The organism is Curtobacterium citreum, assembly GCF_006715175.1.
Lineage (GTDB): Bacteria > Actinomycetota > Actinomycetes > Actinomycetales > Microbacteriaceae > Curtobacterium > Curtobacterium citreum.
In genome coordinates this window covers 642,477-656,386 of record NZ_VFMQ01000001.1, presented here as the reverse complement: position 1 = coordinate 656,386, position 13,910 = coordinate 642,477, and the positions used below count along the sequence as shown (strand labels likewise).

Sequence of the window (13,910 nt, the reverse complement as noted above, 5' to 3'; positions counted from 1 at the left end):
ACGTGTCCCTCGAAGACGTCGAGGGCTACGCCGAACACCTCGCGCGCCTGGTCACCGATGCCCCGCCGTCCGTCGCCGCACTCGCCTCGGTCTCCTGGAACGAGTCCAGGATCGCCGAATGGCAGGTGACCGAGACACCAGGCGGCGACACCGCGGGCATCGACGAGGCCCCCACGAGCTCCGTGCGCGCGGCCGTCGTGGTCCGGACCGACGAGGTCCTCGACACCCCGGACGGCCTGTGGCGCCGGTGGAACCACGCCCGCGTGACGCTCGAGTTCCACCGTGCGGTCCTCGAGCCGGCGGACACGACAGCGCTGGCGGTCCTCGCGGGGGACGTGCAGGTGTCCCGAGGCGAGATCGCGCACGTGGACGCCGACGTGTGGGAGCTCCGGCTGCTGCTCTCCCCCACCGGCGAGCTCGCGGTGCACTTCCGCGACGTGGTGATCGAGGTCCGGCCGGTCGCGGAGTTCGAGTGGGCCGCCCTCGAGGAGCGTCCGGTCCACGGCTGGCACGGCCCGGTGCCGGACGGCTGGCTCGAGTGGGCCGCCCCCGCGGTGCGGGCTGCGGGCCACGGAGACGTCGGCGGGCTGTCACTCGAACTCGACGGCTTCGGGGCGGACCCGGCCGACATCGACGAGGTCGACACCCGATGGGGCTTCGCCCCGCTGCACGCCGCGGCCTGGTTCGACCGTCGCGGCACGACGGAGGCGCTCCTCGAGCGCGGTGCGGACGTCACGCTGCCGGATGCAGCGGGCCGGACCGCCCTGGACATCGCGCGCGAGCGCGGCTCGCGCAAGGCCGAGGAGGCGCTGCTCGCCTGGTTCGACCGGCCCGCTCCGGACGCGACCACCTGATGAGCTGGAGGCGCGGTGCCAGCTGGCACCGCGCCTCCAGTCCGTCGTGGGGTCGCGTCAGCGACGCGTCTCGAGCGCGTTCGCCTGCGCGACCCGGCCGTACCAGCGCGCCGAGTCCTTCGGCGTCCGCGCGAACGTCTCCCGGTCCCACGCCACGAGCCCGAAGGTCGGCCGGTAGCCGGAGGCCCACTCGTAGTTGTCGAGCAGGGACCAGTGCTGGTAGCCGAGCACCTGGATGCCGTCCTCGATGCAGCGGTGGATGCCCTCGAGGGCGCCCTGCGTGTAGGCGACCCGGCGGGAGTCGTCGGCCGTGGCGATCCCGTTCTCGGTGATCATCAGCGGGACGTGACCGGAGAGCTCCCACGCGCTGCGGAGTCCGTCGGCCGAGGCCTCGGGGTAGAACTCCCACCCGGTCAGGGTCGTCTCGACGTCGTCCGCGACCGGCACCGGGCCCGAGGCACCGATGAAGGTGCGGGTGTAGGCCTGCACACCGAGGAAGTCGTCGCCGGCGGCCTGCTCGAGGTACCAGTCGTCGCGCGGGTACCCGTACTCGCGGAGCATCTCCTCGGACCCGGGCTCGCCGTTCGCGCGGAACGCCTGCGTGGCGATGGTCCAGCCGGACTGGATGCCGGGGACCTGCGACAGGACCTCGCGGGAGCGCCGGTGCGACGCGAGCAGCTGGTCCGCCACGTGCAGGTCGGGGTTCGGCAGGCCGTACGCGACGAGGTTCGCGGCGTCCTCGCCGCCGGCGAGCATCGCGGCGATGTTCGGCTCGTTGATCGTGCAGACGAAGCGGACCCCGTCCTGCACGACGGGCAGCGCGGCCTCGGTGTAGCGGGCGAACAGGTCCGCGGCGTCGTCGGCGCGCCAGAAGCCGTCGCGCTCGAACCAGCGCGGCACGGTGAAGTGCATGAGGGTGACGATCGGTTCGATGCCGGCGTCGTGGCAGGCCTCGACCATCCGGCGGTAGTGGTCGACCTCGGCGCGGGAGACGAACCCGCGCTCGGGCTCGATGCGCGCCCACTCGATGCTGAACCGGTAGGAGTTCAGGCCGAGGTCGGCGGCGATGCGGATGTCCTCGCGGTAGCGGTGGTAGCTGTCCGCGGCGTCGCCGGAGGGCTCGACGATGGTGGTGTCCGGTTCGTGCTCGTGCACCCACCAGTTCGAGTTCACGTTGTTGCCCTCGATCTGGTGGGCGGCGGTGGCGGCACCCCAGAGGAAGCCGTCGGGGAACTGCAGCGTGGTGATGATGGGTCCTTTCAGTGCGCCGGCGTCAGTGCGCCGACAGGAAGTCGTCGAACAGCGCGATGGTCGCGCCGGGGTTCTCGACGTGGGGGCCGTGGTAGCTCGTTGGGACGACCTCGTACCGGGCGCCGGTGTCCTCCGCCATCTGCCGCTGCCACGGGATCGGCCAGGCACCGTCCCACTCGCCGTGCGCCACGAGGACCGACAGCCCGGTCGCGCGGAGCTCGGCGGAGGAGTCGGTGTGGTCCTCGAGGATGTGCCCGCCGGCGACGACGCTCAGGGGGCTCGTCGCGTCGAAGCGGTCGCGGACCATCCGGGCGTCGTCGGGGAGCTCCTCGTCCGGACGCCCGGCCCACAGCGGGTTCGTCGAGTCGAACAGCTGACGGAGGTTCCCGCCGGTGTCGTGCAGGATCGTCAGCTCGGCGACCTTGCGGTAGGGCCAGCCGTACGGCCCGGAGCAGAACTGCACGACGCTCCGGAACGACTGCGGGGACGCGATGACCGCGGCGCGTGCGATCACACCCCCGAGCGAGTGGCCGATCAGGTGCACGGGGGCGCCGTCGTCGAGCAGGGCGGCGACCCGGATGACGTCGGCCGCTTCTTCCTCGAGCGAGTAGTCCGACGGGCTCGTCGGCGCCGCGGAGTCGGCCTGGCCGCGGCGGCTGATCGCGACCGCGGTCCAGCCGGCCTCGCGCAGGAGCGGCATGAAGGTGCGCCAGTCCTCCTTCGAGCCGGTGTACCCGGGGACGACGAGCACGACGCCCTTCGACGGCCCGTCCGGGACCACGCGGTAGGCGGTGAGCCGCCCGACGGGCAGGTCGATGCCGACGGTGTCGACTCCCTCGGGGGTGGGCAGGTGGCCGAACGGCGCGACGACGGGGAACGCGTGGAGGGTGCTCATGCGAGCAGTGTCCGCCGCGGGTTCGGCACCGCGTCCAGCAGCGCGACCGTGTAGTCGTCCTGCGGGTGCTGCAGCACCTCGGCCGTGCGACCCCGCTCCACCACGGCGCCGTCGTGCAGCACCATGATGTCGTCGGTGATGAGCCGCGCGCTGAGCAGGTCGTGCGTGATGTAGAGGAGCGAGACGCCCCACTGCTCGCGCAGGTCCTCGAGCAGCGCGAGCACGCCCGCGCGCAGCGTCACGTCGAGCATCGAGACGGGCTCGTCGGCGATGATCACCTGCGGGTCGCTCGCGAGCGCCCGAGCGATCACCACGCGCTGCCGCTGCCCGCCGGAGAGCTGGTGCGGGAGCTTCTGCGCGAACTGCTCGACGGGCGCCAGGCCCACGGTCTCGAGGATCTCGAGCATCCGGCGACGGGCATCGCGGCCGCGGAGTCTCGTGTAGTTCGCGATCGGCCGGGACAGGATGTACTCGACGGTGTGCAGCGGGTTGAGCGCCGCGTAGGGGTCCTGGAACACCATCTGCACCTCGGAGCGCAGGTCCTTCAGGCCCCTCCTGCCCAGACGAGCCACGTCCGTGTCGCCGAAGCGCACCGTGCCGCTCGTCGGCTGCTCGACACCGGTGAGCATCTTCGCGATCGTCGACTTGCCCGAGCCGGACTGGCCGACGAGGGCGAGCGACTGCCCGGGCTCGAGCGTGAACGACACGTCGCGGACGGCCTGCACGGGCTGTTCGCCGCGGCGGGGCGCCGGGTACGTCTTCACGAGGTGGTCGACGACGATCGGGTTGCGGGCGGCGCTGCGTTCGCGGGACCCGACGGTGCTGAACGACGAGGTCGTCTGTTGCCGCGTCGCCCCCTCGGACGAACGGAGCGACCGGTCGGGGAAGCCGGGCAGCGAGACCACCGCGGCGCGCGGGTCCGCGTAGTGCGACAGCAGCATCTTCGTGTAGTCGTCCTGCGGGTCGCGGAGGACCTCGAGCGAGCGACCGTCCTCGACGATCCGTCCCTCGTGCATGACGAGCACGCGCTCGGTCGCTTCGAGCACGATGCCGAGGTCGTGGCTGATCAGGATCGCCGTGAAGCCCTCGGAGCGCTGCAGCTCGATGATCGTGTCCATCACGGCGTGCTGCACGAGCACGTCGAGGGCCGTCGTCGGCTCGTCGAACACCATGAGCTGCGGCTCGAGCGACAGCGCGAGGGCGATCGAGACGCGCTGGCGCATGCCGCCGGAGAGCTCCCCGGGGTACCGCGCGAGCATCGTCTCGGGCAGCTTCACCTTGCCGACGAGCTCCCGCATCCGCGCGTCCCAGCGCTCGCGCGGCACGTGGCCGTGGGCCTTGAACACGTCGACGAAGTGGTTGCGGACGGTCCGCACCGGGTTGAGCGCGTTCATGCCGGACTGCAGCACCATCGCGAATCCGCCCTGCCGCTGCTGGCGCAGCGCCTCGTCGTCGAGGTCGCGGATGTCGCTCCCGGCGAAGACGATGCTGCCGCCGTTGGTCCGCGCCGGCGGCTTCTGCAGCCGGGTGAGCGCGTAGCCGAGGGTCGACTTGCCCGAGCCGGACTCGCCGACCAGGCCGACGAACTCGCCCTTGCGCAGGCTGAACGACACGTGGTCGACGGCCTGGACGGCCGTCTGGCCGGCCGACTCGTAGACGACCGACAGGTCGCGGACGTCGAGCAGGACGTCCTGCGTCGCGTGCGTGGCGTCGGACGGGAGGCGCGTGGCGGCGCCGCCACGGGCCTCCAGGCCGTCGCTGGTCACGTCGGGTGTCTGGCCGCTCATGCTGCTGCCTCCTTCTTGCGGCGCGCGCCCTCGCGCAGCCGCGGGTTGGACACGGCGTCGACGCCGAAGTTGATGAGGGTGAGGCTCATCGCCAGGAGGGCGATGCAGAGACCGGGGGCGAACAGCAGGATCCACTGGCCGGTGAGCAGCGCGTTCGAGTTCTGCGCCCAGTAGAGGATCGTGCCCCAGCTGACGATCGACGAGTCGCCGAGCCCCAGGAACTCCAGGCCCGCCTCGGCGAGGATCGCGCTCGTCGCCGCACCGAAGAAGCTGCCGACGATGAGGCTCGTCATGTTCGGCAGGATCTCGCGGAACACGATGCGGGTCGCACCGTCACCGGAGAACTGCGCCGCCGTGACGAAGTCGCGGCTCCGGAGGGACTGCGTCTGGGAGCGGAGCACGCGCGCGCCCCAGGCCCAACCGGTCACGACGATCACGGCGATGATGACCGCGATGCCGCCGTTCTGCAGGTAGGCCGCGATGACGATCATGAGCGGCAGACCCGGGATGACGAGGAACAGGTTGACGATGAACCCGATGACCTCGGCGACCCAGCCGCGGATGTAGCCCCAGCTCAGACCGATCGCGACGGCGACGAGCGTGGACAGGAAGCCCGCGACCGCGCCGACGAGCACGGAGACCCGGGCGCCGTAGATCAGTTGGGAGAGGACGTCCTCGCCGGCGGCGGTGGTGCCCATCCAGTGCGCCCAGGTGGCGTCGGCGTTCCGCGCGAAGCCGTTCTGGCTGGCGCCGTACGGGGCGAGGAGCGGGGCGGCGATCGCCACGAGGACGAAGAACGCGAGGATGCAGATGCCGACGCGGGCCTTGGTGTTGCTCCAGACGACACCGAACTGTCGTCCTGCTGACCGGAGCTTGGAGGGGGCCTGCTGGTCGTGCTGCGTGTCTTGCGTTCGTACTGCGACGGTTGCGTCGGGTGCCTTGATGTTCGTCATCGGCGCGTCCTCGGGTGGTGGTTGTGGGCAGAGCACGCCGCCCATCGCGAGTTGGTCGTCATCGGCGCGTCCTCGGGTGGTGGTTGTGGGCAGAGCACGCCGCCCATCGCGAGTTGGTCGTCATCGGCGCGTCCTCGGGTCCAGGACGCCGTAGAGGACGTCCACGATGAAGTTGGCGATGAGCACCGACACGGTGATCATCAGGAAGAGGGCCTGCATGAGCGGGTAGTCCTGCCCGATCACGGCGTTGAACAGCAGGTAGCCGATGCCCGGGTAGCCGAACACCTGCTCGACCAGGACCGAGCCGCCGACGACACCGCCGAGGGCCAGGCCGAAGCCGGTCAGGTTCGGCAGGATCGCGTTGCGTGCGGCGTACCGGACGGCGACCGTGCGGCCGCGGAGGCCGTTCGCCTCGGCGAAGGTGACGTAGTCGTCGCCGAGGGTGTTGATCATGGCGTTCCGCATGCCGATGATCCAGCCGCCCAGACTCGTCACGAGGATCGTGACCGCCGGCAGGATCGCGTGCAGGAGCACGTCGCCGACGTACTCGCCGTTCCAGCCGGGGACGCTCGTCGCCGAGGACGCCCCGGTGGTCGGGAACCAGTGCAGGACGTAGCCGAGGAAGAACAGCAGCAGGAGCGCCGTCCAGAAGTACGGGAACGTCGACATGAAGCTGCCGGACAGGGTCGGGAGCGAGTCGAGCCAGGAGCCGCGCTTCCACGCCGCCGCGACGCCGATGAGCGTGCCGATCACGAACGCGAGGACCGTGACCGTGCCGACGAGCACGAGCGTGTAGGGCAAGGCCCGGCCGACCAGGTCACCGACGGGCTGCGGGTAGAACGTGTAGCTCGTGCCGAAGTCGAGGGTGACGACCTGGTGCAGGTAGCTGACGTACTGGTCCCACAGGTTGCCGGAGGGGACGCCGAGCTGCGCCTCGATGGCCTTCTTGGTCGCGTCCGTGACGGGGCCGTTCTGGCTGAGCTTCGCCAGCGCCGCGTCGGACGGGCTGCCGGGCATGAGGCGCGGGAGCACGAAGTTCAGCGTGACCGCGGCCCAGAGGGTGAGGACGAAGAGGACGAGTTTCTGCAGGATGTACTTCACTTGGCCTGCTCCTCCATGATCTTCCGGCCCGCTTCACTGTCTCTGAGTCGCAGCTTCGTGAAGATGAGCAGCGGTGCCGAGTCGTAGTTCTGCGGTGCCATGTACGGGTCCTCCGCGCTCGGCCAGCCGACGAACTTGCCGGTGTTGAACAGGCCCCAGAGCCCGCCGTAGTACATGCCGATCACGGGCAGGTCGTCGTACACGATCCCCTGCAGCTGGTTCAGGATCCGCTGCTGCTCGGCCTTGTCGGTCGTCGCCTTGTACGCGTCGAGGAGCTGCTGCGTGTCGGCGTTCCGGTACCGCTCGAAGTTGTTCACGGTCGACTTGCCGACCGGCTGGTAGAAGTCGCTCGACAGCAGCGAGTTGTAGGCCTGGAAGACGTCGCCGTTCCCCATGCCGCCCATCGCCATGTCGAACTGGCCGTTGTTGATGTTCTGCTGGTACCCCGCGGGCTGCGGCGCCTGGATGTCGACCTTGATGCCGATCTTCCCGAGGTCGCGCTGGACCTGCTGCGCGGCGCGGAGCCAGTCCGAGTAGCCGTTCGCGGTCATGAGCCTGATCTCGAGCTGCTTGCCGTCCTTGACGAGCTTGCCGCCCTGCTGGGTGTACCCGGACTTGGCGAACTCAGCGAGGGCCCGGTCGGTGTCCTGCGTGATCATGCCCTTGTCGGGGATCGACGGGTCGAGGTACTGCTCCTGGTTCGGCAGGATCAGGCCGGTCTGTCCCGCGGCGCTGAGGTTGCCCTCGGACGCGGTCTCGGCGATGTCGTCGCGGTTCAGCGCGTACGAGATGCCCTTGCGGACGTTGACGTCGCTGTACGGCGCCTTCGTGAGGTTCGGGATGAGGCCGATCACACCGCCGGCCGGGAACCACCACTTGTTGTCGGGGGACGCCGCACCCCAGGTGCCCTCGACGTCGGAGATGAACGAGTACGCCCAGTCGTAGCCGCGCGTGACGGTGTCGAGCTGCGTGTTCGTCGCCGGCAGGATCAGGTGCTCGATGGCGATCTTGTCCGCCTGCCAGTACCGCGGGTTCTTGTCCATCGAGTACTGCTGGTCGGAGTAGTTGCCGAGCACGAACGGGCCGGTGCCGACGGGGTCCGGGTCACGCCAGGTGGTGGGGTCCTTGATCTTGCCGTAGTGGTGCTCGGGGAGGATGTACGTCGCACCGATGATGTTGAGGCTCGGCACGTCGTCGCTCTTCAGGTGGAAGACGACGTGGTCACCGTCCCGCTCGATGCGGTCGATGTGCTGCCAGGCACCCTTGATGTCCATCGCGGGGAACTTCTGGAGCAGGTCGAACGTGAAGACGACGTCCTCCGCACTGAACTGCCTGCCGTCGGACCACTCGACGCCCTTCCGGATCGTCATGTCGATGGTCTTCGCGTCCGGCTGGCTCCACGAGCTCGCCAGCCACGGGGTGCCCTTGCCGTCGAGGGGGTTGATCTCGATGAGGGGCTCGTACATCCACTTGCTCGCGGTGCGGGCGTTCGAGATGTACGGGTTGAAGTTGCGGTCGAACAGCGGGTTGCCGCGGTCCGCGTTGATGAGCATCGTGTCCTTGCCGATGCTCGGGTCCGGCTGGGAGCGGACCTGGATGCTGCAGCCGGTGGCGGCGAGGGCCACGACGGCGATGCCGGCGAGCGCGGCGGCAAGGCGGCCGCGGCGCCGCGACCGCTCGGGGGCGCGGGTGCGCGGCGCGGCGCGCTCCGGCGTGCGCTGTGGGGGAAGCGTCATTGCTCGGTCGACCTCCGTGTCGAGTGGGTACCCGGACAATGTATGCGCTTACATCACGGGATGCAACCGGCCGTGTTGTTTCCCGGGGTGGGACGCCGTTCGAACGCGGGGCCTCGAGCGTGCACGACGTGCCGCTCGCGTGCGCGGCGAATGGCGCCGAGTGTGCACGACGTGCCGCTCGCGTGCGCGGCGGGTGCACAGATCGTCGGCGGAGAGGGTCGAGCGCGCCGGATGTGGCGCGCTCGTCACACCACCCGACTCATCGATCGTCGGCCGCCGAGTGTGCACGACGTGCCGCTCGCGTTCGCGGCGCGGGTACAGATCGTCGGCGGCGAGGGTCGAGCGCGCCGGATGTGGCGCGCTCATCTCCCGACACGCGCATCAACACCCCGCCGAGGTGCCACGACTCGCCGCGTGCTGCTCGTCGGGGTGCCACTCGATGCCGCCCGGAGCATCGAGAGTCCAGGATCTCGGCACCTCGAGGGCCGGGGCTGGTCGCGGCGGAGAGGAGGGGGCGGGTGCCCGGGGCACTCCGCCGCTACAGCGCGGGCGGGCAGCTCTCGCGCAGCAGCACCTCGACCGGCAGGCGCAACGCCCGCGGCGGCCCCTCCCGCCGCTCGAGCCGGTCGACGATCGCCCGGACCGCGGCACGCCCGAGCTCCCCCATCGGCTGGTGCACGGTCGTCAACCGCGGGCTCGAGAACCGTCCGGCGTCGATGCCGTCGAACCCCGTCACCACCAGGTCGTCCGGCACCCGGAGCCCGCGGGCCCCCGCCGCGTCGAGCACCCCGAGCGCGGACTGGTCGTTCGAGCAGACGATCGCCCGCGGCACCTCGGCACCGTCGAGCAGCCCCGCCGCGAGCTCCCGCGCTCGGGCCCGGCCGAAGTCACCGTGCACGACCCGCACGGACCGGGCCGGCACGTCGTGGTCGTCGAGCGCCTGCCGGAACCCCGCCGAGCGCTCCATGTCGTCCGGGGAGTCGATCGGCCCGGCCAGGTACACGAGCGACCGGATCCCGAGCCGGCCGATCACGTGCGACGCGAGGGTCCGCATCCCCGCCGCGTTGTCCACGCTCACCGAGTCGAACCCGTGCGACCGCCGGTCGTCCGCGAGCACCACCACCGGGACACGGCGGGCGACGTGCTCGAGCAGGTCGTCCGGCACGGTCTGGGCGAGGACCGCGAGCCCGTCGACCCGGCCGGCGACGTCGTTGACGAGCACGTCCCGGGAGGACCCCCGCCCCGCCGCCACCATGAGCGCCAGGCCGCGCTGCCACGCCTCGGTCTCGGCGCCGCGCAGGACCTCGTCGAAGTACAGGTTCGACGAGAACGGCTGTGTCACGTGCCGTCGGTCGTCGACCACCCGGACGCCGCCGTCGGTGACGAGGTCGGGACGCTCGTCCGGTACGACGTCGAACCCGGGCAGCAGGAGCCCGACCACGCCGGTCCGGCGTCCGGCCAGTGCGCGCGCGGTGCCCGAGGGCACGTAGCCGAGGCTCCGGATCGCCGCCTGCACCCTGTGGCGGGTGCCCTCGCGGACCGCGTCGGGCGTGCGGAGCACGCGCGAGACCGTCGCGATGGAGACGCCGGCCTCGGACGCGACGTCGTAGACCGTGGGGGGTGCGGTGCGCTGCGGACCCACGCCGTGCCTCCCGTCCGGTGTCCGTGTCAGTGCCGCGCTCGGCGCGGCCGGACCATCCTAGGCACGGCGCACGACGCGACTTCTCCACAGGTTGCCGGAATCGCTTGCGCTCCGCGGACAGGCGGCGGCACACTGATCCGACCTCAGTACGTCCCGTGAGGAAGCGCATCCGCAGGCCGGGGGCCTGCACCACCCGATGCCCACGCACACAGGAGGAACGCCATGTCACAGTCGACCCGGTCCGGCAGCAAGCACGCCATCCGACTCACCACCGACGAGGCCGAGGTGCGCGACGCGCTGCTCGACCGCACCGAGCACGGCGCCTCATCGGTCACCGATCCGCTCGAGGGGTCGGAGGACGCAGCGCGTCCCTGACGCGGGGCCCGGCAGGCTCGGGCCAGCGACTCGAGACGTTCGCCGCGGCGACGCCCGGACAGGAGGCACGATGCGGGTCGTCCGCGGCCGTCACCTCCACCGGGTGGACACGTCGGGCAGGTCTGCCGTGGGGTCACGTCGGGCTGGCGCGTGAGGTCAGCTCGCGTCGGCCTGGACGTCAGCGTGCTGGTACTCGGTCTCGTCGAGGACGGCCGCCGAGCCGACGATCGTCACGCCCGCACCGCGGAGCCGACGACGCTCCTGCGCGATCCAGCTGAGCAGCCGGTCGTTCGTCCCCGCGACGTGCGCGGCGAGCAGGTCAGCTGCTCGGTCGGCGTCGCCGTCGCGGACCGCGTCGAGGATGGCACTGTGCTCGGCCCACGCGGCGTCGCGCGCCTCGGCGGTGCGCACCTCGATCCAGCGCGTGCGCTCGAGCCGGGTGAGGGCGTCGGCCACGGTGTCGGTGATGAACCGGTTGCCGCCGAGCGCGGCGAGGTCGAGGTGGAAGGTCGATCCCATCCGGATGCCGGCTTCGCGGTCGGGAGCGCCCCGGAGGTCGTCCAGGTGCGCCCGGACCTCGTCGAGCTGTTCGACGGAGGCCCGGCCGACGGCGAGCCGAGCAGCAGCGGGCTCGAGGACCCCGCGCAGTTCGGCGAGCGACGCGATCTCGTCGAGGTCGATGGGCGTGACCGTCCACGAGCGCCCCTCGTGCAGGATGAGGCCCTCGCGCTCGAGGCGGGACAGCGCCGCGCGCACGGGCGTCCGCGAGGCGTGGAAGCGACTCTCGAGTCCGCGCTCCGAGATGCGCTCGCCCGGCGCGATGTCGAGGGTCAGGATCGCCTCGCGCAGGTTGTCGTAGAGCTGGCTCGTCTGCGACACCGGGGCGGCGTCGGTCGTCGCGTCGTCGGTCGTCGTTCCGGTCACGGCGGACCAGCCTAGTGCGGATCGGCCCCGGTTGGTATACCGTGATGGTATACCAATTGGTACCGATCCGGAACGACAGGCTGCACCGATGACCACACCCCGCCGCGCGTGGACGATGCTCGCCCTCGGCGTCGCCGCCCAGGCCGCCGGCACCCTGGTGGTCTCCGCGCCGGCCCTGCTCATCCCACACCTGGTCGCGCAGGGCATGCCGCTCGCGTCGGCCGGGTTGTTCGCCGCCGCACCCACGATCGGTCTCGTCCTCACGCTCATCGCCTGGGGTGCGGTGACCGACCGGGTCGGCGAGCGCGTGGTGATCGCGGGCGGGCTGGCGCTCACCACGGTGACGGTGGTCGCGGCGTGGCTGTCCGCGGGGAACCCGGTGCTGCTCGGCGTGGCGTTCCTGGCGGCGGGCATGACGAGCGCGTCGACCAACGCCGCGAGCGGGCGGGTCGTGGTCGGGTGGTTCCCGAAGGAGCGGCGCGGCCTGGCGATGGGCATCCGGCAGATGTCGCAGCCGCTCGGCGTGACGCTCGCGGCGGTCACGGTCCCGCAGCTGACCGAGGGGTCCGGCATCCGCGCCGCCCTGGTGCTGCCGTTCGTCCTGAGCGCCGTGCTCACCGTGCTGTGCGCCGCCGGCATCGTCGATCCGCCGCGACCGGCCCGGACGGCTCCGGCCCCGGGCGCTGCCTCGACGACGGCCGCGAACCCGTACCGCTCGTCCGGCTTCCTGTGGCGGGTGCACGCGGTGTCGGTGCTGCTCGTGGTGCCGCAGTTCACGCTGTCGACCTACGGACTGGTGTGGCTCGTGGGGCTCGGCTGGTCGACCCCGGCCGCCGGCCTGCTCGTCGGGGTGTCCCAGTTCGTCGGCGCCGTCGGACGGATCCTCGTCGGGGCGTGGAGCGACCGTGCCCGGTCCCGCGTGGGGCCGCTGCGCGTGGTGGCGGTGTCGGCCGCGGCGGTGATGGGCGTGATGGCGCTCGTCGACGTGTCGCACTGGGCGGCAGCAGCGGTGTTCCTCCTCGTCGCGACGAGCGTCACGGTCGCGGACAACGGGCTGGCGTACACGTCGGTGGCCGAGGCCGCGGGACCGTCCTGGTCCGGCCGGGCACTCGGCACGCAGAACACCGGGCAGTTCCTCGCGGCGAGCGCCGTCGGCCCCGGGGTCGGGGCGCTCGTCGGGACGCTCGGCTTCGCGGCGTCGTTCGGACTCGTGGCGGTGCTGCCCCTGCTGGCGCTGCCGCTCGTGCCACGGACGGACCGCTCGCACGACTGAGGCCGACTGCAGCAGATTCACACCGATCTGACATCCTACATATGTAACATCAGCAGCATGCGCGTTGGATGGTTGGACACGGCGAAGGGCCTGGCGATCGCCGGGATCGTGCTGATCCACGCGACGTCCTGGAGCCCCTCGCCCTCGCCCGAGGCGACCTGGCTCCTGCAGCGCTTCCTCGCTTCCCTCCCCGTGTTCTTCCTCGTCTCCGGGATCGTTTCCGGTCGCTCCCTCACCGATCCGGCCGCGACGGTCCGGACACTGGCGGCCCGAGTGCTCCCGCTCTGCTACCTCTACACGCTGTGGCAGCCCGTGGTCCTCGGGTACCGCGTCCTCCGCGACGTGACGGCGGGGACGTCGGTCGACCTCGTCGGTGAACTCCTCCGCGTGGCCGCATCACCGATCCGTCCGAACGGAGAGATCTGGTACCTGTGGGCACTCGCGCTGCACCTCGTCGTCATCTGGGCCACCAGACGCCTCCCGACCGCCGCGGTCCTCATCCCGACCTTCGTGATGTGCGCGGCTCTGATCGGCTGGGGCCGCACCGCACTCGGTGACGACACGTGGCACGTCCTCGGACCCGGACTGCAGGGGCTGCCGCTCTACCTGTTCTTCACGGTCGTGGGCGCCCGGGCGGCGTCCCCGATCGTCGCCCGTGTCGAACGCACCGGGCCGACCACATCCGTGTGCGCGCTGGTCCTCTGGGCCGTCCTCGGCGAGCTGCACGCACGCCTCGGCGGCGTGGCCCAGCCCGCGGTGGGGGTCGTCCAGACGATGGTCGGTACCGTCGCCGTCCTGCTCGCCGCCAGGACCGCGACACGGTACGCATGGGCGACGCCGATCAGCGCACTCGGTCGCTGGTCCGTGGTGCCCTACCTGACACACACGGCGATCATCGGCGTGACCCTCGCCGCGGCGCTGTGGTCCGGGGCGATGCCGCTGCTCGTCGCACACCCGACCCTCACTGTCGCGGGCCTGACGATCCTGGGGACGACCTTCGGTCTCGTCGCGTTCGTGCCGCTCCGGAACACGCCGGTCGCGTTCGCCTTCCGCCTGCCGAGCAGACGCCGCGTGCAGGCCTGAACGCGGGCGACGGCAGGGTCCAGCACACCGGCCGCG

The 13,910-nt window shown here is 71.3% G+C and carries 12 protein-coding genes; 4 read left to right on the top strand and 8 right to left on the bottom strand.

The window, feature by feature from the left end; all coding sequences use genetic code 11:
- Positions 1–2: 2 nt before the first annotated feature.
- Positions 3–854: an ankyrin repeat domain-containing protein gene (locus tag FB462_RS03275; protein ID WP_167509983.1), complete on the top strand. Its 852-nt coding sequence runs from the start codon at positions 3–5 to the stop codon at positions 852–854.
- 57 nt (positions 855–911) lie between these two features.
- Here the strand turns inward: FB462_RS03275 and FB462_RS03270 are convergent, their stop codons facing one another.
- The 7 genes from FB462_RS03270 to FB462_RS03240 all read right to left on the bottom strand — a co-directional run bounded on the left by FB462_RS03270 (position 912) and on the right by FB462_RS03240 (position 10,219).
- On the bottom strand, positions 912–2,105 hold the full coding sequence (locus FB462_RS03270) for a glycoside hydrolase family 1 protein (protein WP_114850434.1): 1,194 nt from the start codon (positions 2,103–2,105) through the stop codon (positions 912–914).
- Positions 2,106–2,127: 22 nt separating this feature from the next.
- Positions 2,128–3,000: an alpha/beta fold hydrolase gene (locus FB462_RS03265; protein ID WP_114850313.1), complete on the bottom strand. Its 873-nt coding sequence runs from the start codon at positions 2,998–3,000 to the stop codon at positions 2,128–2,130.
- Complete coding sequence (locus FB462_RS03260) at positions 2,997–4,787, bottom strand: ABC transporter ATP-binding protein (protein ID WP_141860144.1); 1,791 nt, start codon at positions 4,785–4,787, stop codon at positions 2,997–2,999. Before FB462_RS03260 ends, FB462_RS03265 begins: the two co-directional genes overlap by 4 nt.
- The gene (locus FB462_RS03255) at positions 4,784–5,740 is read right to left on the bottom strand and encodes an ABC transporter permease (protein ID WP_114850315.1); all 957 of its coding nucleotides are present in this window, start codon (positions 5,738–5,740) and stop codon (positions 4,784–4,786) included. The genes FB462_RS03260 and FB462_RS03255 overlap by 4 nt, the downstream gene beginning before the upstream one ends.
- Before the next feature lie 120 nt (positions 5,741–5,860).
- Positions 5,861–6,841 (bottom strand): ABC transporter permease, encoded by a 981-nt coding sequence (locus FB462_RS03250; protein WP_141860142.1) that lies wholly within the window; start codon positions 6,839–6,841, stop codon positions 5,861–5,863.
- The gene (locus FB462_RS03245; protein WP_229666879.1) at positions 6,838–8,577 is read right to left on the bottom strand and encodes an ABC transporter substrate-binding protein; all 1,740 of its coding nucleotides are present in this window, start codon (positions 8,575–8,577) and stop codon (positions 6,838–6,840) included. The genes FB462_RS03250 and FB462_RS03245 overlap by 4 nt, the downstream gene beginning before the upstream one ends.
- A gap of 538 nt (positions 8,578–9,115) precedes the next feature.
- The gene (locus FB462_RS03240) at positions 9,116–10,219 is read right to left on the bottom strand and encodes a LacI family DNA-binding transcriptional regulator (RefSeq protein WP_114850317.1); all 1,104 of its coding nucleotides are present in this window, start codon (positions 10,217–10,219) and stop codon (positions 9,116–9,118) included.
- Between the two features lie 222 nt (positions 10,220–10,441).
- Here FB462_RS03240 and FB462_RS17175 point away from each other — a divergent pair, with 222 nt between their 5' ends.
- The gene (locus FB462_RS17175; protein ID WP_167509982.1) at positions 10,442–10,594 is read left to right on the top strand and encodes a hypothetical protein; all 153 of its coding nucleotides are present in this window, start codon (positions 10,442–10,444) and stop codon (positions 10,592–10,594) included.
- 156 nt (positions 10,595–10,750) lie between these two features.
- Here the strand turns inward: FB462_RS17175 and FB462_RS03235 are convergent, their stop codons facing one another.
- Entirely contained in the window at positions 10,751–11,518 is a 768-nt protein-coding gene (locus FB462_RS03235) for a GntR family transcriptional regulator (RefSeq protein ID WP_141860138.1), read from the bottom strand.
- Between the two features lie 88 nt (positions 11,519–11,606).
- On the opposite strand from FB462_RS03235, the gene FB462_RS03230 reads away from it, so the two are divergent.
- Positions 11,607–12,791, top strand: a complete 1,185-nt coding sequence (locus FB462_RS03230) for an MFS transporter (RefSeq protein WP_141860136.1) — start codon at positions 11,607–11,609, stop codon at positions 12,789–12,791.
- Between the two features lie 57 nt (positions 12,792–12,848).
- Positions 12,849–13,874 carry an acyltransferase family protein gene (locus FB462_RS03225; protein WP_141860134.1) on the top strand — a complete coding sequence of 342 codons (1,026 nt, stop codon included), beginning with the start codon at positions 12,849–12,851 and terminating at the stop codon, positions 13,872–13,874.
- The last annotated feature ends 36 nt before the right edge of the window (positions 13,875–13,910 follow it).